We start from the raw sequence: 22493 nt of genomic DNA on the forward strand, positions 1-22493 counted from the left end.
CCTAGCTCGGAACATATCATGGAGTTTAACCGCGGGAACAAAGTCAAGAGCTGCAGCAACCTACTTTTGAAAGAAATCCGGTCCGAAAACTACTTCCCGCTCCGCCAAGCCCCAGACACGATGGATGAGGTCCATTTTTTCGCGCCGCACTGAATCGAGCTTGCTCTCGCGAGCCTTATCGACAGTGAACCATGCATCAAGTTCGACAAGGTCGCCGTCGAAGTGATGTGATGGCGCAACTTTTCTCAAGACGAGGCCGAACCTGGAAAGTAAATCGATGACATCGCCGAACAGCTTCTGATCACGATAGATCGGGTAGAACTGACTTTCGAGCTGTACTCCCAAACAGTCACTCAGGAGTTCACCAAACCCTAGCAGGACCTCATATTCGAGACCTTGCACGTCCACCTTAACCACATCCGGTCGAGGAACCTCCCCGTTGTGAAATAGTGTGTCATACCTGGAACACTCGACGATTTCCACCGCCGTGACTTTGAATGCCTCGCTAATGGAGTAACCTGCGAGAAACTCATCATTGGGGGTTAATGTAGTTGAGCACGCCACGCTCTTCGTAATTGATAGCGTTCTCGAACCACTGACCGCGGCCAAGCCTTTCTGTATGACCAGGCCTTGCCCATTGCCATAACGGCTTATTTTTCCACGCAAAGGGGCGGCTTCTGCCGGATTCGGCTCAAAAACAACAGGAGTAAGACGGTCGTGGACAGCCTCCCACTCTTGTGGGATTCCGCCTAGACCACCCACATCCACCAACACCACAAAGTCCCTGTCGTCAGTCATGATCTTTGCCATTCAATCGATGTGCCTTGCCTTCAATGGCCGGGAGCCAACATCGCAACCCTCGTCTAAAACATATAGGAAGCCTGATGTCGTTTGTATATAGGAATGACAATGCCCGTTGCTGAGGGGTGTAGGTGTATCGTTGCGGCGATTTACCTCGGTTGTCGGGTCGACTAGCGATCGCAACGATCTTGCGCGATCGGTCTAGGTTCAGGGAGTTAGGGATACGAACATGGCGGACGAACTAGGTCCCGAGCGTCACGCGTTGTTCCAGGATATCTTGGTGAGGAGAGACCGCACCGGGGCTGAAGGTTTCCTGGAGGACATCACGGCGCCGGAACTTCCGTCGGCCACATGGGTTGAGCTTGCCGTAAGCGCGAAAGAGGCTGGTTTCGCGGATATTGGCGAGAAAATGCTGCTGCGGGCACTCGAAATCGACCCTCGGGATCCTGCGGCCCACTACGAACTCGCCGTGATCTATCGGTTGTCGGACCGGAAGCATCAGGCGATCGGTCACCTCCTAACGGCCCGCGCGATCGTTCCCCGACATTTCCCAATCCGGCAGCTGCTCGCCCACATGCTTTACGCAATCGGCGCACACCCCGAGGCCGAAGAGGTCATCCGCAGCATCGCCCCGGGCTCAGCCAAGGAAGACGAGGCCCTCGCAGTGTTGCGCGAGTTCGGAACATACCTTCAGGAAGTGCCGCATGGGCGGGCGCGTTACCTTGTCGAAGAGGTGCAACGCCGGTTCCGTTACGTCGCCGCGGCGCAAGTGGCGGCAGCAATCCGATCCGCCATCCAGGACCGCCGTCCCTTCTCGCTCGTCCGCCTCGGAGATGGCGAGGGCGCCTTCGCGACTATCGATCAGGAGGACGAGGCCCGCTATGCTCGCTTGTACGGAAGCCACCGCCGCGAATGGTGCCGCCTGCTCTACGGGGCCGACTTCGACCCTGCGTTCACCGGGTATACGGCGGTCGTCGGAACGCTCATGGCGGTCGCATGCGAGGCCGACATCGTCGGCATTCCCTATCTCTCCTGGGTCGACCACGAGTATGCGATATCGAGCGTCCGGGGCGTCCCATGCCTGATGAACATTCACCGCAACTTCCTGCGGTCGCAGGATCCCGTCGGCCCGATCGTCTGCGCCCAGAACATCCACACGGAGTTTCACAGGCAAAATCTCATAGAGCCCCTGCTGCGCATGACCAAGGACATCGGCCTGATCTCCTGTCTCCCGGACCTCCCGGCGATGCTCCGCTCCCGCTTCGGCCTGGATAACGTCGAGTTGTTCAAAATCCCGGGAGAGCGCTACTCACAGACCCTGCTCAGCGGCGAAGCTCTGGCAGGTGAACATTTCCCCTTCGTCTACTGGGAGATCGTCCGGCGGCTATCTCAGCCCCATAACGGCCGCGTCTTCCTGATCGCCGCCGGTACGCTGGCCAAATTCTACGCGGCCGTGATCAAGCGGCACGGCGGTATCGCGCTCGACATCGGTTCGCTGGTCGACGGCTGGATGAAGATCGCCAGCCGGCCCGGCTATGACGGCAGGCTCGCGCTCTGACGTGCTGCCGTTCGAAACAGGCTGGCGCATCCGGAAGTATCTTCCTGGACAAGCGCCCCTCCTCTAGCCTCGGCTGAACCGGCAACAGCGGCAAGATCACGCCGGCCGTCGCGGCCCGGCCCTGTCCTCGTCCCCTCGATTGACCACGGGGCGCCGCCTGGGCTAGTTCGCCGACCCTCTACACCGCGACTGCCGATGAAGGATCAGCCTATGGCACTCGATTCGACCGAGACGACCGACAGCGCCTCCCAGGGCAACATCGCCGCCGATCGCCTCCGCAGCATCATCGAACGCATCGAGCGGCTGGAGGAGGAACGCAAGGCGCTCGGCAGCGATATCAAGGACATCTACTCGGAAGCCAAGTCGGCTGGCTTTGACGTGAAAGTCCTCCGCCAGCTCATCCGCATCCGCAAGCAGGAGCCCGCGGATGTCGAGGAGCAGGAAACCCTGCTGGACGTGTATCGCCGCGCCCTCGGCATGTAAGCGCCGCCGGAGCCGAAACTTGGAGGATCGGGTAGCTCGTGAGCCCTAGAGGGCGGCGAGCACCGACTCGGCCTTGCTTGCCTCGAAAGCACTGCCCTCCTCCACGCCGAGGAAGGTCACGACGCCATCTTCGGCGACCAGCGCGTAGCGCTGCGACCGCATACCGAGGCCACGGGCAACAAGATCAAGCTCCAGCCCCATCGCGCGGGCGAACTCGCCGGATCCATCAGCGAGCATGAGGATCTTGCCTTCTGTTTCCTGGTCACGGGCCCAGGCGCCCATGACGAAGGCGTCGTTCACCGCGATGCAGGCGATGGTGTCCACGCCCTTGGCCTTGAAGGCCTCGGCGTGCTCGACAAAGCCCGGCAGATGGCGCGCGCTGCAGGTCGGCGTGAAGGCGCCGGGCACTGCGAACAGCACGACCTTGCGGCCCTTGAAGATTACGTTGGTTTCCATCGCTTCAGGCCCGTCGGCTGTCGCCGCGGTCACCGAGACGTTGGGGATGTGATCTCCGACCTTGATCATGCGTATCTTCCTTGGCGCTGGGTGCACCCCAGTTCCTAGCCCCCGGTGGAGAGGCTGTCACCTCCGCAGCGCAACTGTCATCCGACGCCTCGCTGCATGTCGTTCTTGCGTGCGGGGGCCGAAACGCCAGATAGTCGACCATGAGCACACGTCCGCGACCCGCGACCAGCCGCGCCCGCAAGTCAAGCCAGCAGAAGCCGAATGCCGGCACAGCTGGGGAGACCGCCGGCGCCTTCGACCTCGCCAATCGTCAGGCCGATCCCTTGACCGGTCAGATCCTTGTCGCGATGCCCACGCTTACCGACCCGAACTTTGCCCAGACCGTAATCCTTATCTGCGCCCACGGTGCGGAGGGCGCGATGGGCATCATACTTAACCGTTCGCTCGAGCGGCCGAACTTCGAAGGGCTTTTGCAGCAGTTGGACATCACGCCGCGCCCCCCAGAGCGGGACATCAGGCTGTGCGCCGGAGGTCCGGTCGAGAATGTGCGTGGTTTCGTGGTCCACACACTCGATTGGATAGCGGAAAGCACCTTGCGCGTAGATGAGGGCCTGGGCCTGACGACGAGCCTGGATATTCTGAAGGTTGTAGCGCAAGGGCAAGGCCCTCGGGCATGTCTTCTGGCGCTTGGCTACGCAGGGTGGGGGCCAGGGCAGCTTGAAACGGAGTTCGGCCAGAACTCCTGGCTGACTGTGCAAGCTGACGAGGCGCTGGTCTTTGAGGGTGACAACGAAACTCGCTGGCGGCGAGCCATGCAGAAGCTACATGTAGATCCGGCTCTGCTATCGCTTACCGCAGGCCACGCCTAAGAAACGATAGCTCCAGCGACCTCCGACGAGATCGGCCTGCCCGAAGAGGATGGCGCGCAGGTGACAAATCGCCTGCGCGCCTTCAACTCATTCGCTTTCAATGACAGGCGTCCGGGTCTTGCGGGTGCCTTTCGGCGCAGTGTCGGTCAATGTCGCAGCAGCCTTCGAAAGAGCCGTCAACAGACCAATCAGCTGGTCGACCTGCTTTGGCGAAAAGTCTGCCAGCAACTGCTCTTCCCGCGTCAGGGCCGCCTGTGCAATCCGATCATGCAGCCGCCGCCCCTTGGCCGTCAGGGCCGTCGCGCGGGACCGGCCGCTCGTATCGCGTGACAGCACAAGGCCCTGCTCCTCCATGCGGGCGAGGCTCCGGCTGACAGCCGCCTTATCAAGGCCTGCGTTCTTGCACAGAACTGGCGAGGTGATCCACGGATCGGCCGCGAGCGCCACAAGGATGTGCCACTCCGACAGCCCTATCGTGAAGTGCTTGCGGTAAAAACGTGAGGCGCCACCCTCGAGCTTGTTCGCGACAGCCCGTACCAGCCCGGGGACGTAACGGTCTGCCGCGACCATAGGCCCCGCAACCGGACGGGGAGCTGACTGCGATTCCGGCAGCCGAGACGTTTCGACGCGCTTAGATCTCTGCGATTGTCGGTCGAGCACCAGCTTGTCCTCTCATGTGTTGCTTCACGAGTTCCCGATAGCCCAGATTAGAGAACTCAACGAATATAACTGCTTTGTGACATAAACCCAAGACGAACGCACGTATCTTTACTTATCAATTTTGGCTTAGGGATTACGCACATTCCCTGTTCGGGCGACCTTTCAAAGCCGAAACGCACTTCCCGCAGATGGAACGCTGCCTGAAGCCGTATTCGACACCTTACTGCGGTTTTCATTTCGCTTTCAAGTCAAAATCATTTCGACCAACATTATAATGAGCCTGACCCGCCGGCAGTTGCCAATCGCGCTGCAGGAGCAGGCTAACGCAACCACAATTAGCAGAACCGGGTTGCGGTAGCATGACCGGCCAACGTCACTTCACGTTGATTTTGCCGCATGACTCAATGTCTGTAAGGCGGGCGAACCTCACCCGTCAGCACGCCACCGCCTTAAAGAAGCTGCCGCCGACGGATACTCCGGGCCTGCCTTGGGTAGCGGCTAGGGGAAGGTCCGGCTCGCTTTATGGAGATGCACCCGGCCCATTCGGCGTCTCCGGATCAACGGCGGCGGTCAGCCAGACTGCTGTGGGTCAATCGCTTCCCAATGCCGTAGCGACAGGAGGGGTATCGCAGGCGGCACGGTGTCGCCGCTTCCGGTCCAGCCGGGTCCAGGCCGGTCAGCAAAAGGGAAGGAGAGCGTAAATCCCCGTCATTTCGGTTCCATGTCAAAAGGGAAATACATGGCGCTGACCTTCTCGAAGGTCCCGTCCTGCCGGATGGCGTTGATGGCCGCATTGAAGGCATCCCGTAGCTTTACGTCATCCTTCCGCACCGCGATCGCGGTATTGCCCGCGCCGAGGATCATCGGATCATCCAGCGGCTTCCCCAGAAACGTGAAGTTGAACTTGCCGCCCTCGCGAAGGAAAATGTAGGCCGCAGGTTGATCCGTAATCACCGCATCCAGCTTGTGATCGCTCAAATCCTGCAGTTCGAGCGCACCGTCGTCATAGAGCCGGACGTCGGCGATACCTCGAAGGTGGGACTGCGCCCAGGCCGCCTCTACCGTTTCGCTGCCAACGCCAATCCGCCGCCCGCGCATCGTCGCCGGGTCGTCGGTTATCGGCGAGCCCTTGGGACCCAGCACTACCACGGAGTTGTAGGTCACAGGCGCGGTGAAGCTCACCTTTGCCGCCCGATCGGCGGTGACGCTGAGCTGTGCCATCACCGCGTCGATCTTATGATCGAGCAGCGACGGAATAAGCTGCGTGAAGGGGAGCGTCACCCATTTGCACTGCAAATGAGCGGCGGCGCAGTATTTGCGGCCGAGTTCGATCTCCATTCCTTTGGAGCTGCCGCTGGCAGAGCTGTATTCGAAGGGTGGGTAGTTGGCCAAGGTGCCGATGTGCACGACGTTCGCAGCACCGGGAGCGGGTGCCCCAGGCTGAGTAGTACCCGGCTGGCTCGCATTCACCTGGGCCGTGGCCGTGGGAGGCACCCCCGCCACGGCAAGCAGAAGGGAAGCCCAGAGCCATATCTTCATGACGACCTCATGCGAAGGGCTGCCGAAGTCATGGAAGCCGGTCGCTTTGTCAAGGGAGCCGCCATAACCTGCCGCCTCAGTCGGACGCGGCACCGGTCTCGCGGCTGTGCTTGCCCTCGCGCTCGCTCCCCGGCTCACCAGCGAGATCGCGCGCGACCTCTGGCCGGTGCAGCAGCGTGCTCACCTTCATCGCGTAATCGATCGACGTATCGGCGGCAAAGGAAAGCTCCGGCGCCACCCGCAGCCGGATGACGCGGGCCACCTGGCCTCGCAGGAAGGCAGCGGCGCGCTGCAGCGCGGGCAACAACTTGTCAGCGTCGCTGCGCCCCAGCCGGGTCACATACACGGTCGCCCGGCGAAGGTCAGGGCTGACACGCACCTCGGTCACGGTTATCGGCACACCGCTGAGGTCGCGATCGCGCACGGTATCCCGGGCGAAGATGTCAGCCAGGATGTGCCGGATTTCCTCGGCCACCCTGAGCTGACGCTGCGAGGGCGCGGCCGCCTTCACGCCGGCACCAGTTCCCGCTCGTAGCACTCGACCACGTCGCCCTCACGGAGGTCCTGGAAGCCCGCAAAGGACAGGCCACACTCATAACCGCGCGCCACTTCCCGGACATCGTCCTTGAAGCGCTTGAGTTGCGATAGATCGCCTTCGTGAATGACGATGTTGTCGCGCAGCAACCGAACACCGGCGCCCCGTCGCACCAGCCCTTCGGTGACCATGCAACCTGCAACCTTACCCGACTTCGTAATGTCGAACACCTTGCGGATCTGCGCGTAGCCCAGGAAGTTCTCGCGCACTTTCGGCGCCATGCGGCCACGAACCAACTTTTCGATATCGTCAGCAACATCGTAAATGATGCTATAGTAACGAATGTCGACACCTTCTCGCGTCGCAAGCTCACGCGCCTGAGCGGTCGCCCGCACATTGAAGGCGACGATGACGGCGCTCGACGCCCTCGCCAGCTGGATGTCGCTCTCCGAAATCTGGCCGACCCCGGCCAGCAGGATGCGAACCTTGACCTCTTCGTTGGCGAGCTTGAGGACCGTCGCCTGGATCGCCTCGGCGCTGCCCTGCATGTCGGCCTTGATGAGGACGCCAACCTCCTTCTGCACACCGGCCTGGATGCGGGCGAGCATCTGGTCGAGCGTGCCGCGTCCGGCCATCTGCCCGGCTGCGGCCTTGTCGCGGATCTTGCGCTGCCGGAACTCGGCGACTTCACGGGCGCGCGCCTCGTCCTCGACGACCACGAAGGGCTCGCCGGCCTGCGGCACCGCCGACAGGCCCAGCACCTCGACGGGCACCGATGGGCCAGCCGTCTTGACGTTCTCGCCGTTCCAATCGATCAGCGCGCGGACACGGCCATACTCCGCGCCAGCGACAAGGATGTCGCCGGTCCAGAGCGTGCCCTTCTGCACGAGCACGGTCGCCACCGGGCCGCGGCCACGGTCGAGCCGGCTTTCGATGACCGAGCCCTCGGCGTCGCGCGACGGATTGGCCCGCAGATCGAGGATTTCCGCCAGCGCCAGGATCGCGTCTTCGAGCTTGTCGAGGCCGGTCTTCTTCAGCGCCGACACATGCACTTCCTGCGTGTCGCCGCCGAGGCTTTCCACGACGATCTCGTGCTGCAGCAACTCGTTGCGGACACGTTCGGGGTTGGCGCCCGGCTTGTCCATCTTGTTGATGGCGACGATGATCGGCACGTTGGCAGCCTTGGCGTGGCTGATCGCCTCGATCGTCTGCGGCATGACGCCGTCATCGGCAGCCACCACGAGCACGACGATGTCCGTCACGCTGGCGCCGCGCGAGCGCATCGCAGTAAACGCCGCGTGGCCCGGCGTATCGATGAAGGTGATCTGCTCGCCGCTTTCGGTCGTGATCTGGTAGGCGCCGATATGCTGCGTGATGCCACCGGCCTCGCCGGCTGCCACATCGGTACGCCGCAGGGCATCGAGCAGGCTGGTCTTGCCATGATCGACATGGCCCATGATGGTCACGACAGGCGGCCGTTTGATGAGGTCGTCATCCTCGTCGACCGCACCCTCGAGTCCCAGTTCCACGTCGCTCTCGGAGACGCGCTTCACCCGGTGGCCGAATTCCTGGACGATCAGCTCCGCCGTATCGGCGTCGATGCTCTGCGTGATGGTCGCCATAACGCCCATTTTCATGAGCGACTTGACCACATCGCCGGCACGGGCGGCCATCCGGTTGGCCAGCTCCTGAACCGAGATGGATTCCGGTAGCACCACGTCGCGCACCACCTTCACCTGGTCGGCGCGCAGCCGCTCCAGCTCCGCCTGGCGACGCTCGCGGTCACGCTGGCGGCGCATCGAGGCGATGCTGCGAACGCGCTCGTCATCTCCCTCAATCGCTGCCTGCACGTTGATCTTGCCGGCGCGACGACCATCGGCGCCCTTCTTGGGCGCGACGACGGCCGGCTTGCGCGGCGGCAACGTCATGCTGCCGAGGCGGCGGACGGGCCTTTGATCCTCGTCCTCCTCGCCCGGACGGGCGGCAGTCTTGAGACGCAGGGTTTCGCCGGCGGGCGGTCTCGGCTGTACTGGTGCTGCGGCGGGCGCCGGAGCGGACGCCACATTCGCCGACGCCGGCGGCGCTTCAGCGGCGCGCTTGGCGGCTTCCTCGGCTGCCCGGCGATCACTCTCCTCGAGCGCCTTGCGGGCTACTTCCTCGCGCTCGGCGCGCGCCGCCTCTTCGGCAGCCTTGCGGGCCTCTTCCTCGCGCCGCCGAGCTTCCTCGGCTGCCGACAGGATCGAGATTTTTTCCTGTTCGCGGGCTTCCGCCTCGCGCCGTGCGGCGTCGCGCTGCTGGTCGGCCAGAACCCGCTGGCGGGTGGCAAGTTCGCTCGCCGTCAGCCCGCGGGACGGGGCGGCGCCACGGCCGCCGCCGGCACCCTGCGGCCTGGTGCTGCCGGATGGAGCACCGGGCGTGGGAGTAGGCGGAGGAGGCGGCGTGCCGGGCGCACGCTTCTTGCGCACCTCAACCTGCACCACCTTTGACCGGCCATGGCTGAAGCTCTGCCGGACGGACCCTGCATCCACGGTCCGCCCCAACTCCAGCCGCCCTGCCGGTCGCAGGGACAGTCTCGCCTTGCCGTCTTGGTCTTTAGTATCGCTCAATGTCATCCGCCCGGTTGATCAGCCTTGGTCCTGGTGCGGCAAATACCGGCCAGGCGCTCAGTCTCAGTCTGCAGCATCGTCGCCAGCCGTCCGGCTGATACCGCCACGTGTACCGCATGGTCACGCCCGAAAATCTGTCCCAGCGTCTGGCCAGGAAGAGGAGCGATGACGGGAACGGCACGTCCATTCAGTAGTCTCATGCGCTCGTCGATGCTGCCGTCCGAGGCTTGGACTATAAGCACCGCTCGACCCGCCACCAGCCATTCACGCGCCTTCGCAAAGCCGCTGACGGCTTGACCGGCGCGCCGGGTCAGGCCCAGTACATCGATCAATCTCCGCGTGAGCCCAGCCTCGATGATGGCGGCAAGATTGACCGGAATCAGAACCTCCGCGCGCGCAGCCCGTGCGAAGGCCTTTCGAGCGAGGGCGGTTTCTAGCACATCCCGGCGCGCGCTCAACCACAATCCCCGTCCGGGCAGGTTTGCCCGGAGGTCGGGGACAATATAACGATCCGGTCCCAGTACGAAGCGTATCATCCTTTCGGGTGATAGTCGCTCGCGGGTTACGATGCACCGGCGCAGCGGCCCGGTTTCGTCGCCTGCGTCATCATCTCCATCGTCATTCTCATCGGGCGCGGGTTCACTGGCAGCGTCCGGAGAAACCCCGGTCGCCGCCGACACCCCCGCTGCCTCGGTCAGGAGGAGAGCGCGCTCATTCTGTTGCGGGCTCAGCATCATCTTCCTCGGCGAACCAATGCGCCCGCGCGCGCATGACGATGTCGTTGGCGGCCTCCTCGTCGATGCCGGAGCCGACGATCTCGATCAGCTCATCGGAGGCGAGATCGGCAAGATCGTCCAGCGTCTTCACCCCTTTCTCGCCAAGCGCCACCAGCGCCTGCGGCGTAAATTCCTGGAATGAGGCCACGTCATCGGTGACCCCCAACGCAATGCGTTTCTCGTCGAGCTCGTTGTCGCGCCGCTGCATGAACTCCTCGGCGCGGCGGATAAGCTCGCTCGCCACGTTCTCATCGAAGCCCTCGATCTCGGCGAGTTCCTCCATGGGCGTGTAGGCCAGCTCCTCCAGCGTGGTGAACCCTTCCGTCACGAGCAGCTCGGCGATCACGTCGTCAACATCCAGCGCCTCGACGAACAGGCCAGACCGGCGGCGGAATTCCTCCTTCCGGCGGTCGCTCTCCTCAGCCTCGGTGAGGATGTCGATGTCCCAGCGCGTCAGCTGGCTGGCGAGGCGCACGTTCTGACCGCGCCGTCCGATCGCGAGCGATAGCTGCGAATCGGGCACCACCACCTCGACCCGGCCCGTCTCCTCCTCCATCACCACCTTGGTGACTTCGGCGGGGGCAAGCGCGTTCACGACGAAGGTCGCGGCCTGAGCGCTCCAGGGAATGATGTCGATCTTTTCGCCCTGCAGTTCCTGCACCACGGCCTGCACGCGCGAACCGCGCATGCCGACGCAGGCGCCGACCGGGTCGATCGAGCTGTCGCGGCTGATGACCGCCATTTTGGCGCGGCTGCCGGGATCGCGGGCCACCGCCTTGATCTCGATGATGCCGTCGTAGATTTCGGGCACTTCCTGAGCGAAGAGCTTGGCGAGGAAGCCTGGATGCGTGCGCGACAGGAAAATCTGGGGCCCGCGCGGCTCCTCGCGCACGTCATAGATATAGGCCCGCACACGGTCGCCGTTGCGGAAGCTCTCGCGGGCGATGAGTTCGTCCCGCCGCAGCAACGCCTCGGCGCGGCCGAGATCGACCATGAGATTGCCGTACTCGGTCCGCTTCACCACGCCGTTGATGATCTCGCCCACGCGGTCCTTGAACTCCGCGAACTGACGGCGGCGCTCATATTCGCGTACGCGCTGCACGATGACCTGCTTCGCCGTCTGCGCGGCGATGCGGCCGAAATCGATCGGCGGCAGGGGGTCGACGATGAACTCGCCGAGCTTGATCTCGGGCTTGAACTTGAGCGCGATATGCAACGGGATCTGGGTGTCTTCGTTTTCCGCCGCCTCGACGACCTCGGTCCAGCGGGAGAGGCGGACGTCACCGGTCTTGCGGTCGATGGTCGCGCGGATGTCCTTCTCATGGCCGTACTTGGCGCGGCCAGCCTTCTGGATCGCCTGCTCCATGGCTTCCAGCACCTCGTCGCGGTCGATCGACTTTTCGCGTGCAACGGCATCGGCAACCAGAAGAAGCTCGGGACGGGCTATCGCGGTATCCATGGCAGTCTCTCTCGCCTCTCAGTGTCGTCTATCAGGTCTCGGTAGCTCTACTCACTGGGTTTCCGGCGGCCCGGCGGTCGCTTCGATCAAGGCATCGGTGAGGATCAGGCGGGCTGACTTAACGTCATTCAAGGTGATCTCGACCTCCGAGCCGTCCTCCAGTTTCAGCCTGCCGATCCCGTCCTTCGCACCAAGGACAATGCCGGAAAATCGCTTGCGACCGTCGATGGTCGGGATCGCCATCTCCACTTTCGCCAGATGACCGGAAAATCGGTTCCAATCCTTGGGGCGCGTCAGCGGCCGGTCGATACCGGCGGAGCTTACCTCCAACGTCCAGGCACCGGGGACAATATCTTCGACATCCAGGACGGCGCCGATCTGATGGCTGATCTGCTCGCAATCCTCGATGGTGATCTGGGTCCCATCGGCCCGGTCCGCCATGATCTGAACCGTCGGACGTTCACGACCGAGCACGCGCACCCGGACCAATTCAAAACCCAGCGCGGCGATGCGGGGCATGATGATCTCGGCCAGACGCGCGTCGAACCCTGTATGGTGCGGTGTGTTCTCTTCGTTCAAAACAAAAAAGGCGGCCTTTTGGGCCACCCCCGTCAACCTGTCGATGAAGTGAGAAGCCGCATATAGAAGGGCGACCTCAAAGGTGCAAGCTGCAAGGCAGAATAGCTGCCGAGAATGCAGTCCGCGCCCGCTGAGGTAATGGCGGGGCCGGGCCATGCCCTTGCCAAGCGACGCTCGCCGTCGCTAAACCCCGAGCCAAGAAATAAAAAAGGCGGCCAACGGGGCCACCTCTTCAGTCTCTTGGAAGTTTGCCCCACTTTCCGCGGGAGTTATCGTTGCGTGACCTATAGCTCGCAACCGTCCATCATGCCACCCCCCTTGCAAAAGGCCGGCATGACGGCGTCCACGCATATGCCGCGGCCTCGCCGCTGGAACCGGATGATTCGAAAGCGTTTCATGTCATTGGCGAGGGCTCTGGGTGACGCGCGCCATGCGTACGCTTCTGGTCTGCTAGCCCTTTTCATGATGTGTGGAATAGCTGGCTCGAGCACGGCGCAAGCTGCCCCGAAAGGGTTCACACTCGTCAGCCCGACGATCCGTACCGGCGCCACCATGCCTGCAATGGATGTCGGCGCTCGCGGCACTTGCAAAGGCAACAACCAGTCGCCGCCCCTGGTCTGGCTGCGGCCGCCGGATGGCACTGCCAGCTACGCCGTGAGCATGGCCGACCTGGATGCGAAGGTCGGCGTGGTCTGGCTTTGGCTCATGTTCAACGTCCCGGCGAGCGTGACCGTGCTGGCGCAGAACGCGGCAGCCGACCCGTCTCTGCGTCCGACGGGCGCCAATCAGGCCCGGAACGGCTTCAACACAATCGGCTATTTCGGCCCCTGCCCCCGCAAGGACAGCGTCGCGCACCACTATCTCATCACCGTCTGGGCAGTGAACCAGTCCAGCCTTCCGTTCAAGGAAGGAGCGCCCGCCCAGACCGTCGCCGTGTATCTCCGCAGCCACGCGCTCGGCCATGCGAGCCTCACGCCGCACTACGGCGGCCACTGAGACAGGATAAATCTCGCCAAGCGACCTGAGGCAGGCTATCAGTCCATTATCGTAATGAAAGTGGACGGATGACAGGTCGCCTGCGTGCGCTGGATGGGCTGCGCGGGCTGCTCGCGCTTTACATCCTTGCCGGACATACGGCGCCCTTTCTCAGCCTGCCGAGCTCAGTCGCCTGGGGTAGCTCGATCCTGTCGCATGGCCGCGGTGCGGTGGAGGTGTTCTTCGTCCTGAGCGGCATGGTCATCCTGCGCTCCCTCGATGGCAAACACGGACGCCTGACCGCCACGCGGTTCCTGGCAGCACGCGCCGGGCGGCTGCTGCCCGTCTATGCGATCGCGCTCGCGGCCGGCGTCGTGGCCCTCTCCTGCGGCGATCCGTTTCGCGCCCTGCCGTGGCTCGCCTCGGATAATGCCGCGCACGACATCGCCGAGGCCGTCTGGCCGCAGCCCTGGCTCGCTCATCTCGCGGCGCACGTCACTCTGACCCAAGGCCTGTTCCCTCCGGCCCTGCTGCCGGACGCGGAGTTCACCATCCTTGGCCCCGCCTGGAGCCTGAGCACGGAGTGGCAGTTCTACCTCGTGGTCGCGGCGGTTATGGCCTGCCGCCGGAGCGGCGCGGGGCAAGCCGGCGACTGGCGCTCCTTCGCCGGCGTCATGATGGCGATCGGCGTATTGGGAATGCTGCTTGGCCTGCTGCCGGTGCGCTGGCAGGCGGGCCGCGCGTTCATGCCTCACGAGGCCTGGTACTTCGCCCTCGGCATTGCGAGCCACGGCCTGCTGGTGTCCGGCGGCACCCGCGCCAGCCGCTGGTGGTGGAGCCTGTCACTCGCGGCCACGATCCTCCTCCAGTGGCAACAGAATCCTGTAATGGCGTCAGCGGTTCCGCTGCTCTGGATCGCCTGTCTGCTCTGCGAGGCGCCGAGTGTGCCATCTCTCGCCCGTCCGCTGGCGATGGCTCTGAACGCGGCGCCGCTGCAATGGCTCGGCGGCATCTCCTATCCGCTCTATCTGATCCACATGCCGGTCCAGCGTCTGCTGATGCTGGCGCTCGCGCCCATGGCCGGCAGCAACGTGACCCTCTTCGACCTGCTCTGGGCTCCAGCGGCCATCTTGGTCCCGCTGGTCGCGGCTTTCGGGCTGCACCGTTGGGTGGAAGTGCCGTGCTGGAAGTGGGCCCGGCAGCGCGCGCGCCACGTTCAGGCACCGGGCGAGCAGGCGTCTCTCTTCGAGAAAAGAGGCAGAGACTTTCTGCAGCCTATGGACGGCGCGTAAGGCTCCAATACAGCGGCGGCCGCCCCGCCTTGAGCGCCTTCGCCTCGTATCGCGTCGGCGGCCAGCCCTCGGGCCGCCCGGCCGCAGGCGGGGGCACCTCGAAAGCATCCTGGGCGGCCAGAATGTCGGCGGTCCAACCCTGATACGTCGGGTCATCGGTCGCGATCCGCCACACCCCGCCTGGCCGCAAAGCGCGCGCCGCCAGCACGATGTTTTCCGGGTGCATGAACCGGCGCTTCACGTGCCGGCTCTTCGGCCAGGGGTCCGGGAACATAAGGTAAAGCCGGCTCAGCGATGCCGGTGGGAGCCGCGCGAGCAGACCGCGCGCATCCTCGGCCCAGAGCCGCAGATTGGCGGGCAGCGGCGGGATGTCTTCCGTCCCGTCGTCCGGCACCAAGGCCGACAGCATCGAGCAGATGCCGTTCTCGAACACTTCGCAAGCGATCAGGCCGGCCGCTGGGTTATCGGCCGCGAGCGCCCGGGCATGCTCGCCACCGCCGAAACCGACCTCGAGCCAAACCTCCTTCGGCGTCGTCCCAAAGCCGGTCAAAGGTGACGGAATGGAAGCGTCGGGGAACTGCAGGAGCGGCAGCACGGCCTGCATCAGCCATGACTGCCGCGCCCTCAACGGGTGGCTGCGCTGCCGGCCGTAAAGCCGGGCCGGCTGCGGCTTTGGCGGGATCAGCGGCCGAAGACGGACTTCAGGGCCGGCACCAGATCCGTGCGCTCCCAGGTGAAGGTGCCCTTCTCCTCATCCGGCACGCGGCCGAAATGGCCATAGGCCGAGGTAGGCACATAGATCGGCCGGTTGAGGTGCAGATGCTCGCGGATGCCGCGCGGCGAGAGATTGACCAGCTCCCGCAGCGTCTGCTCCAGCTTATGTTCGTCGACATCATGGCCGGTGCCGGCGAGGTCGACATAGACCGAAAGCGGATGCGACACGCCGATCGCGTAGCTGATCTGGATCGTGCACTTCTCGGCGAGGCCGGCGGCGACAACGTTCTTCGCGAGGTAGCGGCAGACGTAGGCGGCGGACCGGTCAACCTTCGTCGGGTCCTTGCCGCTGAAGGCGCCGCCGCCATGCGGGGCCGCACCGCCGTAGGTGTCGACGATGATCTTGCGTCCGGTCAGGCCGCAATCGCCGTCGGGTCCGCCGACGACGAAGCTGCCGGTCGGGTTGATGTAGATTTCGTCCTCGGACGGCATCCAGCCGTCGGGCAGGCTGGTCCTGATGATCGGGAGCAGCATGCTCTTGATCTTCTGCTGGGAGACGCCCTCGTCGTGCTGGGTGGAGACGACGATGCTCGTGGCGCCGACCGGCTTGCCATCGACATAGCGGAGCGTGACCTGGCTCTTCGCGTCGGGTTGCAGGCCTTCGACCGTGAGATCACGGGCGCGGCGCAGTTCGCTGACCCGGCGCAGGATGAGGTGCGCGTAGTAAAGCGGCGCCGGCATCAGCTCCTCGGTTTCGCGGCAGGCGTAGCCGAACATGATGCCCTGGTCGCCGGCGCCCTCGTCCTTGTTGCCGGCGGCGTCGACGCCGACCGCGATGTCGGCGGACTGCGCGTGCAGGTGGACCTCCACCTGGGCGTTGCGCCAGGAGAAGCCGGACTGGTCGTAACCGATGTCATGCACGGCGAGCCGCGCCAGATGGGCGAGGTATTCCGGCGTGATGGTGTCCGGGCCGCGCGTCTCGCCGGCCAGCACGATGCGGTTCGTCGTCACCAGCGTCTCGCAGGCGACGCGCGCGTAGGGGTCCGCCGCGAGATAGGCGTCGAGCACCGTGTCGCTGATCCGGTCGGCGACCTTGTCGGGGTGGCCTTCGGAGACCGATTCTGACGTGAAGAGGTACTCGCCGGTGTCGCGCATTGAGGGTTCCGTGATGCCTGGGCCTTAGCCTCGCCGGGCGGCGAGGGCATCGGGGTTTGGCGGAAACCTGAAAGTGGGTCAACCCTTTGGCCTCAGGAGGGCCGGTTTGGCGTCAGGAAGCGAGCCCGAGCACGTCCCGCATGCCGTAGAGGCCGGGCGACCGCCCCGCCGCCCAAAGCGCCGCTCGCACCGCGCCGCTGGCGAAGGTTCGGCGATCGAACGCCCTATGTGTCAGAACGATTTGCTCATCCGACCCTGCAAAGAGCAGGCTGTGCTCGCCTACCACCTGTCCTCCGCGCAGGGCGGCGAAACCGATGGCCCCGGGCGCGCGAGGGCCGGTATGCCCGTCCCGCCCGCTCTGCATGACATCCGCCAGGTCGACGCCGCGTCCGGCCGCCACGGCACGGCCCAGCGCAACTGCCGTGCCCGAGGGCGCGTCCACCTTCTGGCGGTGATGCATCTCGAGGATCTCGGCGTCGTACCGGTCGGGCGGCAGGCTGGCCGCCATCTGCTCGGCCAGGGCGAGCACCAAGGTCACGCCGGGGGAGAAATTCGCCGCGTAGACCACGGGGATGTGCGCGGCGGCGGCCGCCACGGCAGACTCGTCGCCGGCCGAGAGCCCCGAGGTACCGAGCACCCACGCGACCCCTGCGGCCGCGAGGGCTTCGGCGTGGCCCTGGACAGTGCTGGCGCGGGTGAAATCGATGACGACGTCGCTTGCGGCGGCGAGCGCGTCCAATGTTTCGCCGCGGCCGATGCCACCCGAAAGCGGGCACCCCGCCGCCGCGATCTCTTCCGCGAGCAGCCGGCCCATCCGGCCTGACAGGCCGGCAACACCAATGCGAACGGGCATCCTGCTCTAATACATGTGCTGGCCACCGTTGATCGAGAGCGTCGATCCGGTGACGAAGTCGGCCTCGTCGGCGGTCAGGAAGACGACGCCGCGGGCGATATCCTCCGCATGGCCGAGGCGACCCACGGGAATGCGCGCCACGATCTTGGCAAGCACATCCTCGGGGACGGCGCGCACCATATCTGTATCGACGTAGCCGGGCGCGATGGCATTGACGGTGATGCCGAAGCGCGCCCCTTCCTGGGCGAGCGCCTTGGTGAAGCCATGGATGCCGGACTTGGCGGCGGCGTAGTTGACCTGGCCATACTGGCCGGCCTGGCCGTTGATGCTGCCGATGTTGACGACGCGCCCGAACTTCTTCGACTTCATGCCGTCGAAGGTGAGCTTGCAGAGGTTGAAGCAGGAGCCGAGGTTGGTGTCGATCACCGCGTCCCACATGTCCCGCGTCATGCGGGCCATGGTGCCGTCCCGCGTTATGCCGGCGTTGTTGACCAGGATCTCGATCTGGCCGTGATCGGCGGTGATGCCCGCGACGGCGGCCTCGCATTCCGCGTAGTCGCCGGCGTCGAACTTCAGCGTCGCGATGCCGGTCGCAGCGGAAAAGGCCTCTGCCGCGCCGACGTTGCCGGCATAGCTCGCAATGACGGTTCGTCCGGCTTCCTTCAGGGCGATGCTGATCGCGGCGCCGATACCGCGCGTGCCGCCGGTGACCAAAGCAACTTTTGTCATCTGTTCCCCCCAACTTTCTTGCATTGTCTTCTCCGGCCGGTGTGACCGCCCGCTGTGCCGCGGGACCCGACTGTACGCTGAAATGCGGGAGATTCCAGCACCAGTTTCAGGAGCTTGGGTCACGACCTAGCGTGACCAGCGTCCCAACTGGGCGAGATGGGCACGATGAATGACGTAGCCCGTCCAGACCAGCGGCGGGATCAGCGGAACCAAAACGATCATCGGCTTGTAGAACGATGGCGCTGCGAGGAAGCACCACGCGGCGCCGGCGCCGAACAGCGTAAATCCCCAATAAATCAAGGTAATCAGCCGGTCGTCGATCCCCACCCGGTGCGCGACCTGGAACAGATGTCCGCGATGCGCCTGGGTCACGTTCTCGCCCCGCAGCAGCCGCCGCACCAGGGTGAAGGCCACGTCGTAGAGCACGCCGGCCAGCATCATGGGCACCAGCACGAAGGACAGGTCGGCGCCCTCGAAGCGCGAGGAGGCGACCGCCAGCATGGCGAGGACGAAGCCGCAGAACTGGCTGCCGACATCGCCCATGAAGATGCGCGCGCGGGGGAAGTTGAAGGGCAGGAAACCGAGGATTCCGGCCGCGAGCAGGGCCGCCGCGAAATAGGTGAACCAGCCGCTCGCATGAACCGAGAAGATGCTGAGGAAGACGCAGGTGATGAAGGTGACCCCGGACGACAGGCCGTTCAGCCCGTCGATGAAGTTCATCGCGTTGGTCGCGAACAATATCCAGCAAAGGGTGAACGGGATGGCAAAGGGACCGACGTCGACGCCCCCGATGTAGGGCAGGTGGTAGAGCGTGACATAGAGACCGCTGCCGACCGCCGCGAGCGCCGCGACCACCTGCGTGCCGAGCTTGACGACGAACGGGTAGTCGAAGATGTCGTCGAGCATAGCCACGAGCGCAATCACGAAGGCGGACAGGATCATGCCGCGGAAGTAGGGGTCGGCGAGACGCGCGAAATCGGCGAACCGATAGAGGGCCGCGGTGCCAAGCAGATAGGCCAGCACGATCCCGACGCCGCCCATCTTGGGCGTGGGCGCCTCGTGGGCTTTGCGCCCCTCGGGATGATCCATGACACCAACGCGGATCATGCCGCGCACCGCAGCCGCCGAGAGCAAAGCGAGCCCCGCCAGGAAGACGAGGTGCAGTATAAAGCGGTGGAGTGTCATGCGGCCTGGCGGTTGAGGGCGGCGACCTATGGCCGAACTGCCGCAGACGGGCAAGGCACCGGGCGCTCGCCACCAAACAGGCGGGCGGCATGCACGCGCGCGTGTTGCTTGCGACCAATCCTTCCGCTAAACGCCCCCGCTTAACGTCGGCACCCCTGGAGGCCGGCGTTTTCGGTTTTTCCAAGGAGCGAGTTATGGCCAATTTTACATCGATCTCGGCCGAGCTGCGCGAGCGGGCAGGTAAGGGGGCAGCGCGCGCGACACGCCGGGCCGGGAAAGTTCCCGCCGTCATCTATGGTGCGAAGCAGACGCCGACCCTGATCTCCCTCGAGCCGCGCGCGGTCATCAAGGAGCTGCATCGCGGCGGCTGGCGGTCCCGCCTCTACGAGTTGAAGCTCGGCACGGACAGCGCCCGCGCGCTCATCCGCGACGTGCAGTTCCACCCGGTCACCGACCAGCCGGAGCATGTGGACTTCCAGCGCCTGGCCCCCGGCGAGCAGATCCGCGTCGCCGTCGCCGTGGTGTTCGAGGGCGAGGCGACCTCCCCCGGCCTCAAGCGTGGCGGCGTGCTCAACATCGTCCGCCACACGGTCGATGTCTATGCCGACCCCGAGACCGTGCCCGAGCACTTCAGTGCCGATCTCAGCAGCCTCGACATCAACGACAACGTCCGCTTCTCGGACCTCCGCGGCACCGAGGGCACGCGCCCGATCATTCTGGACCGTGACTTTGTGGTCGCGACGGTCGCCTCGGTGACGCAGAACGCCGCCGACGTGGCCGAGGAAGCGGCGATCGCCGCCGCGCAGGCCGCCAATGCCCCTGCGGCCAAGGGTGGCAAGGCTCCGGCAAAGGCTGCTGCCGCACCGGCAAAGGGCGCTGCTCCTGCCAAGGCCGCTGCCCCCGCCAAGCCGGCCGCGAAGAAGAAGTAAGCCGGCTTTTCGGAACGGGGGCCGCGTCCGCCCATGCTGCTTTGGGTCGGGCTCGGCAATCCCGAGCCGGGAATGGCGCGCCAGCGCCACAATATCGGCTTCATGGCGCTCGACAGGATTGCGAGCGCCATGGCTTCGGGCCGTGGCGTCCGCGCTTCAAGGGCCTGCTCGCCGAGGGCCGGATCGGCGACACAAAGGTTCTGGCGCTCAAGCCGATGACCTACATGAACGAGTCCGGGCGCTCGGTGCAGGCCGCCCTCGCCTTCTTCAAGCTGGAACCGCAGGCCATCACCGTCTTCCATGACGAGCTTGACCTCGTGCCTGGGAAGATCCGCGTGAAGCAGGGCGGCGGCGCTGCCGGCCATAACGGGCTGCGCAGCATCGACCAGATGCTCGGCACGCCCGACTACCGCCGGGTGCGGCTCGGCATCGGGCATCCCGGCCACAAGGACCGTGTGCTCGGCTATGTGCTCGGGGACTTTCCCACGGCGGATCGCAGCTGGCTGGTGCCGTTCCTCGATGCGGTCGCCGACCGCGCCCCGACGCTCGCCTCAAACCGGCCGGAAGAATTCATGTCCGGCGTCACCGAAGACATGCGGAAGGTATCGTAATGGGGTTCAACTGCGGCATCGTCGGGCTGCCCAACGTGGGCAAGTCGACGCTCTTCAACGCGCTGACGGCGACCGCCGCCGCCCAGGCCGCGAACTACCCCTTCTGCACCATAGAGCCGAACGTCGGCCGGGTCGCGGTGCCGGACAAGCGCCTCCAGGCGCTCGCGACCATCGGCAAGTCGGCGAAAATCGTGCCGACCAGCCTCGAATTCGTCGACATCGCAGGGCTCGTGCGCGGCGCCTCCAAGGGCGAGGGCCTCGGCAACCAGTTCCTCGCCAATATCCGCGAGACGGACGCCATCATCCATGTCCTCCGCTGCTTCGAGGACACCGACATCACCCATGTCGAGGGCAACATCGATCCGGTGCGGGACGCCGAGGTGGTCGAAACGGAACTCATGCTCGCCGATCTCGAAAGCCTCGAGAAGCGGCTCATCGGCCTGCAGAAGCGCGCCCGTGGCGGCGACAAGGAGAGCACGGCGCAGCTGGCACTGGTCGAGCCGATTATCGCGGCGCTGACCGAGGGCCGAGCCGCGCGCACCGCGATCCCCGAGGCCGAGCGCCGCACCGCCGAGCGTTTGCAGCTGCTGACGGCCAAGCCCGTCCTCTATGTCTGCAACGTCGAGGAAGCCTCGGCCGCGACCGGCAACGCCTTTTCGGCCAAGGTCGCGGAGATGGCGGCACGTCAGGGTGCCGCGCATGTCGTGGTGTCGGCGGCGATCGAGAGTGAGGTCAGCCAGTTGCCGCCCGCCGAGCAGTCCGAGTTCCTGGAGGGGCTGGGCCTCACCGATAGTGGGCTCGACCGGGTGATCGGCGCGGGCTACGGGCTGCTCGGGCTCATCACCTACTTCACGGTCGGTCCGAAGGAGACGCGGGCCTGGACGATCCTCAAGGGCACCAAGGGTCCGCAGGCGGCGGCGGTCATCCACAACGACTTCGAGCGCGGCTTCATCGCCGCCGAGACAATCGCCTATGACGACTACATCGCCTTCAAGGGCGAGGCGGGCGCGCGCGATGCCGGCCGGCTGCGGATCGAGGGCCGTGACTACGTCGTGAAGGACGGCGACGTGCTGCTGTTCCGCTTCAACGTCTGACGCACCTCAGTAAAGCGTCTCCCGCGTGTGCGCTGGCGCTTCCTGATCGTAGACCGCGCCGTCAATCGCTCCGGCGCTGAGGCGCTGCAACATCTTGCCGGCGCTGGGGAGCCGCGACCGCTCCACGAACTTCGCCGGGTTCCACAGGGATGAACGCACCAGCGCCTTCGAGCAGTGGAAATAGACGGAGCCGATCGTCACCAGAATCACCGTGCGCGGCAGCTTGCCGCCAACCGCGAACTGGCCGAGCACCTCGGGGTCGTTCGTGATGGTCGCCGTTCCGTTCACGCGCAGGGTCTCCTCCACACCGGGGATGATGAAGAGCAAGGATATGCGTGGATCGCGGATGATGTTGCGGAGGTTGTCGATCCGGTTGTTGCCCGGCCGGTCCGGCACCGCGAGCGTCTTGTCGTCCAGCACCCTGACAAACCCAGGCTGATCGCCTTTAGGCGAGCAATCGAGCCCTTCCGGGCCTGCCGTGGCGATGACGATGAAGGGTGCCGCCTCGACGAAGGCGCGGTAATCTTCGTTCAGCGAAGAGATTTCCTTGGTTATGGACCGTGGATTGGCCGGCCCGTAAAGCGCCTCGAGTTCCGCGACTGTCGTAAGCATGGCCCTATCCCTTC

At 64.9% G+C, this 22493-nt stretch carries 21 protein-coding genes and 2 pseudogenes; 8 read left to right on the forward strand and 15 right to left on the reverse strand.

The window, feature by feature from the left end:
* Positions 1-60 precede the first annotated feature (60 nt).
* Entirely contained in the window at positions 61-810 is a 750-nt protein-coding gene (locus ACOEQ1_RS12630; protein WP_419759605.1) for an FkbM family methyltransferase, read from the reverse strand.
* A 220-nt stretch (positions 811-1030) separates the two neighbouring features.
* On the opposite strand from ACOEQ1_RS12630, the gene ACOEQ1_RS12635 reads away from it, so the two are divergent.
* Complete coding sequence (locus tag ACOEQ1_RS12635) at positions 1031-2359, forward strand: tetratricopeptide repeat protein (protein ID WP_419759606.1); 1329 nt, start codon at positions 1031-1033, stop codon at positions 2357-2359.
* Between the two features lie 210 nt (positions 2360-2569).
* Positions 2570-2842, forward strand: coding sequence for a DUF2312 domain-containing protein (locus ACOEQ1_RS12640; protein ID WP_419759607.1), 273 nt, complete (start codon positions 2570-2572; stop codon positions 2840-2842).
* Between the two features lie 45 nt (positions 2843-2887).
* Here ACOEQ1_RS12640 and ACOEQ1_RS12645 read toward each other — a convergent pair whose 3' ends face one another.
* Positions 2888-3367, reverse strand: a complete 480-nt coding sequence (locus ACOEQ1_RS12645) for a peroxiredoxin (RefSeq protein ID WP_419759608.1) — start codon at positions 3365-3367, stop codon at positions 2888-2890.
* A 140-nt stretch (positions 3368-3507) separates the two neighbouring features.
* On the opposite strand from ACOEQ1_RS12645, the gene ACOEQ1_RS12650 reads away from it, so the two are divergent.
* A complete protein-coding gene (locus tag ACOEQ1_RS12650; RefSeq protein WP_419759609.1) occupies positions 3508-4176 on the forward strand; it encodes a YqgE/AlgH family protein in 669 nt (222 codons plus the stop codon).
* 87 nt (positions 4177-4263) lie between these two features.
* Here ACOEQ1_RS12650 and ACOEQ1_RS12655 read toward each other — a convergent pair whose 3' ends face one another.
* The 7 genes from ACOEQ1_RS12655 to rimP all read right to left on the reverse strand — a co-directional run bounded on the left by ACOEQ1_RS12655 (position 4264) and on the right by rimP (position 12357).
* Entirely contained in the window at positions 4264-4746 is a 483-nt protein-coding gene (locus ACOEQ1_RS12655; RefSeq protein WP_419759610.1) for a MarR family winged helix-turn-helix transcriptional regulator, read from the reverse strand.
* A gap of 798 nt (positions 4747-5544) precedes the next feature.
* Positions 5545-6375: a transporter substrate-binding domain-containing protein gene (locus ACOEQ1_RS12660; RefSeq protein ID WP_419759611.1), complete on the reverse strand. Its 831-nt coding sequence runs from the start codon at positions 6373-6375 to the stop codon at positions 5545-5547.
* A 76-nt stretch (positions 6376-6451) separates the two neighbouring features.
* On the reverse strand, positions 6452-6886 hold the full coding sequence (gene rbfA / locus ACOEQ1_RS12665) for a 30S ribosome-binding factor RbfA (RefSeq protein WP_419759612.1): 435 nt from the start codon (positions 6884-6886) through the stop codon (positions 6452-6454).
* The gene (infB, locus tag ACOEQ1_RS12670) at positions 6883-9516 is read right to left on the reverse strand and encodes a translation initiation factor IF-2 (RefSeq protein ID WP_419759613.1); all 2634 of its coding nucleotides are present in this window, start codon (positions 9514-9516) and stop codon (positions 6883-6885) included. Before infB ends, rbfA begins: the two co-directional genes overlap by 4 nt.
* Before the next feature lie 2 nt (positions 9517-9518).
* Positions 9519-10253 (reverse strand): RNA-binding protein, encoded by a 735-nt coding sequence (locus tag ACOEQ1_RS12675; protein WP_419759614.1) that lies wholly within the window; start codon positions 10251-10253, stop codon positions 9519-9521.
* Positions 10228-11751 (reverse strand): transcription termination factor NusA, encoded by a 1524-nt coding sequence (gene nusA, locus ACOEQ1_RS12680; RefSeq protein WP_419759615.1) that lies wholly within the window; start codon positions 11749-11751, stop codon positions 10228-10230. The genes ACOEQ1_RS12675 and nusA overlap by 26 nt, the downstream gene beginning before the upstream one ends.
* 51 nt (positions 11752-11802) lie before the next feature.
* Positions 11803-12357 carry a ribosome maturation factor RimP gene (gene rimP, locus ACOEQ1_RS12685; RefSeq protein WP_419759616.1) on the reverse strand — a complete coding sequence of 185 codons (555 nt, stop codon included), beginning with the start codon at positions 12355-12357 and terminating at the stop codon, positions 11803-11805.
* Positions 12358-12882: 525 nt separating this feature from the next.
* Between rimP and ACOEQ1_RS12690 the strand changes: the two genes are divergently transcribed.
* On the forward strand, positions 12883-13326 hold the full coding sequence (locus ACOEQ1_RS12690) for a YbhB/YbcL family Raf kinase inhibitor-like protein (RefSeq protein WP_419759617.1): 444 nt from the start codon (positions 12883-12885) through the stop codon (positions 13324-13326).
* 68 nt (positions 13327-13394) lie between these two features.
* Complete coding sequence (locus ACOEQ1_RS12695; RefSeq protein WP_419759618.1) at positions 13395-14597, forward strand: acyltransferase family protein; 1203 nt, start codon at positions 13395-13397, stop codon at positions 14595-14597.
* On the opposite strand, the gene trmB is transcribed toward ACOEQ1_RS12695, so the two are convergent.
* From trmB to ACOEQ1_RS12720, 5 genes are all read right to left on the reverse strand, one after another.
* Positions 14581-15225, reverse strand: coding sequence for a tRNA (guanine(46)-N(7))-methyltransferase TrmB (trmB, locus tag ACOEQ1_RS12700; RefSeq protein WP_419759619.1), 645 nt, complete (start codon positions 15223-15225; stop codon positions 14581-14583). The genes ACOEQ1_RS12695 and trmB overlap by 17 nt on opposite strands.
* 53 nt (positions 15226-15278) lie before the next feature.
* Positions 15279-16466 (reverse strand): methionine adenosyltransferase, encoded by a 1188-nt coding sequence (metK, locus tag ACOEQ1_RS12705; RefSeq protein WP_419759620.1) that lies wholly within the window; start codon positions 16464-16466, stop codon positions 15279-15281.
* 112 nt (positions 16467-16578) lie between these two features.
* Entirely contained in the window at positions 16579-17319 is a 741-nt protein-coding gene (gene dapB / locus ACOEQ1_RS12710) for a 4-hydroxy-tetrahydrodipicolinate reductase (RefSeq protein WP_419759621.1), read from the reverse strand.
* 6 nt (positions 17320-17325) lie between these two features.
* Positions 17326-18048, reverse strand: coding sequence for an acetoacetyl-CoA reductase (gene phbB, locus ACOEQ1_RS12715; RefSeq protein WP_419759622.1), 723 nt, complete (start codon positions 18046-18048; stop codon positions 17326-17328).
* A 126-nt stretch (positions 18049-18174) separates the two neighbouring features.
* Positions 18175-19233, reverse strand: a complete 1059-nt coding sequence (locus ACOEQ1_RS12720; protein ID WP_419759623.1) for a glycosyltransferase family 4 protein — start codon at positions 19231-19233, stop codon at positions 18175-18177.
* A gap of 194 nt (positions 19234-19427) precedes the next feature.
* On the opposite strand from ACOEQ1_RS12720, the pseudogene ACOEQ1_RS12725 reads away from it, so the two are divergent.
* The 3 genes and pseudogenes from ACOEQ1_RS12725 to ychF all read left to right on the forward strand — a co-directional run.
* Positions 19428-20072: pseudogene (locus ACOEQ1_RS12725) on the forward strand (50S ribosomal protein L25/general stress protein Ctc); the annotation flags it as partial.
* 123 nt (positions 20073-20195) lie between these two features.
* A pseudogene (gene pth, locus ACOEQ1_RS12730) lies at positions 20196-20773 on the forward strand (aminoacyl-tRNA hydrolase).
* Positions 20773-21867, forward strand: a complete 1095-nt coding sequence (gene ychF / locus ACOEQ1_RS12735) for a redox-regulated ATPase YchF (protein ID WP_419759624.1) — start codon at positions 20773-20775, stop codon at positions 21865-21867. The pseudogene pth and the gene ychF overlap by 1 nt, the downstream one beginning before the upstream one ends.
* 6 nt (positions 21868-21873) lie before the next feature.
* Here ychF and ACOEQ1_RS12740 read toward each other — a convergent pair whose 3' ends face one another.
* Positions 21874-22479, reverse strand: coding sequence for a pyridoxamine 5'-phosphate oxidase family protein (locus ACOEQ1_RS12740; protein ID WP_419759625.1), 606 nt, complete (start codon positions 22477-22479; stop codon positions 21874-21876).
* Positions 22480-22493: the final 14 nt, after the last annotated feature.

Origin of the sequence: Acidisoma sp. (assembly GCF_965199065.1) — a bacterium.
Classification (GTDB): domain Bacteria; phylum Pseudomonadota; class Alphaproteobacteria; order Acetobacterales; family Acetobacteraceae; genus Acidisoma.

Coding starts and splice junctions, on each gene's coding strand:
- ACOEQ1_RS12630 (WP_419759605.1), bottom strand. CDS start 810: ATGGCAAAGATCATGACTGACGACAGGGACTTTGTGGTGTTGGTGGAT.
- ACOEQ1_RS12635 (WP_419759606.1), top strand. CDS start 1,031: ATGGCGGACGAACTAGGTCCCGAGCGTCACGCGTTGTTCCAGGATATC.
- ACOEQ1_RS12640 (WP_419759607.1), top strand. CDS start 2,570: ATGGCACTCGATTCGACCGAGACGACCGACAGCGCCTCCCAGGGCAAC.
- ACOEQ1_RS12645 (WP_419759608.1), bottom strand. CDS start 3,367: ATGATCAAGGTCGGAGATCACATCCCCAACGTCTCGGTGACCGCGGCG.
- ACOEQ1_RS12650 (WP_419759609.1), top strand. CDS start 3,508: ATGAGCACACGTCCGCGACCCGCGACCAGCCGCGCCCGCAAGTCAAGC.
- ACOEQ1_RS12655 (WP_419759610.1), bottom strand. CDS start 4,746: ATGGTCGCGGCAGACCGTTACGTCCCCGGGCTGGTACGGGCTGTCGCG.
- ACOEQ1_RS12660 (WP_419759611.1), bottom strand. CDS start 6,375: ATGAAGATATGGCTCTGGGCTTCCCTTCTGCTTGCCGTGGCGGGGGTG.
- ACOEQ1_RS12675 (WP_419759614.1), bottom strand. CDS start 10,253: ATGATGCTGAGCCCGCAACAGAATGAGCGCGCTCTCCTCCTGACCGAG.
- nusA (WP_419759615.1), bottom strand. CDS start 11,751: ATGGATACCGCGATAGCCCGTCCCGAGCTTCTTCTGGTTGCCGATGCC.
- ACOEQ1_RS12690 (WP_419759617.1), top strand. CDS start 12,883: ATGCCTGCAATGGATGTCGGCGCTCGCGGCACTTGCAAAGGCAACAAC.
- ACOEQ1_RS12695 (WP_419759618.1), top strand. CDS start 13,395: ATGACAGGTCGCCTGCGTGCGCTGGATGGGCTGCGCGGGCTGCTCGCG.
- metK (WP_419759620.1), bottom strand. CDS start 16,466: ATGCGCGACACCGGCGAGTACCTCTTCACGTCAGAATCGGTCTCCGAA.
- dapB (WP_419759621.1), bottom strand. CDS start 17,319: ATGCCCGTTCGCATTGGTGTTGCCGGCCTGTCAGGCCGGATGGGCCGG.
- phbB (WP_419759622.1), bottom strand. CDS start 18,048: ATGACAAAAGTTGCTTTGGTCACCGGCGGCACGCGCGGTATCGGCGCC.
- ACOEQ1_RS12720 (WP_419759623.1), bottom strand. CDS start 19,233: ATGACACTCCACCGCTTTATACTGCACCTCGTCTTCCTGGCGGGGCTC.
- ychF (WP_419759624.1), top strand. CDS start 20,773: ATGGGGTTCAACTGCGGCATCGTCGGGCTGCCCAACGTGGGCAAGTCG.
- ACOEQ1_RS12740 (WP_419759625.1), bottom strand. CDS start 22,479: ATGCTTACGACAGTCGCGGAACTCGAGGCGCTTTACGGGCCGGCCAAT.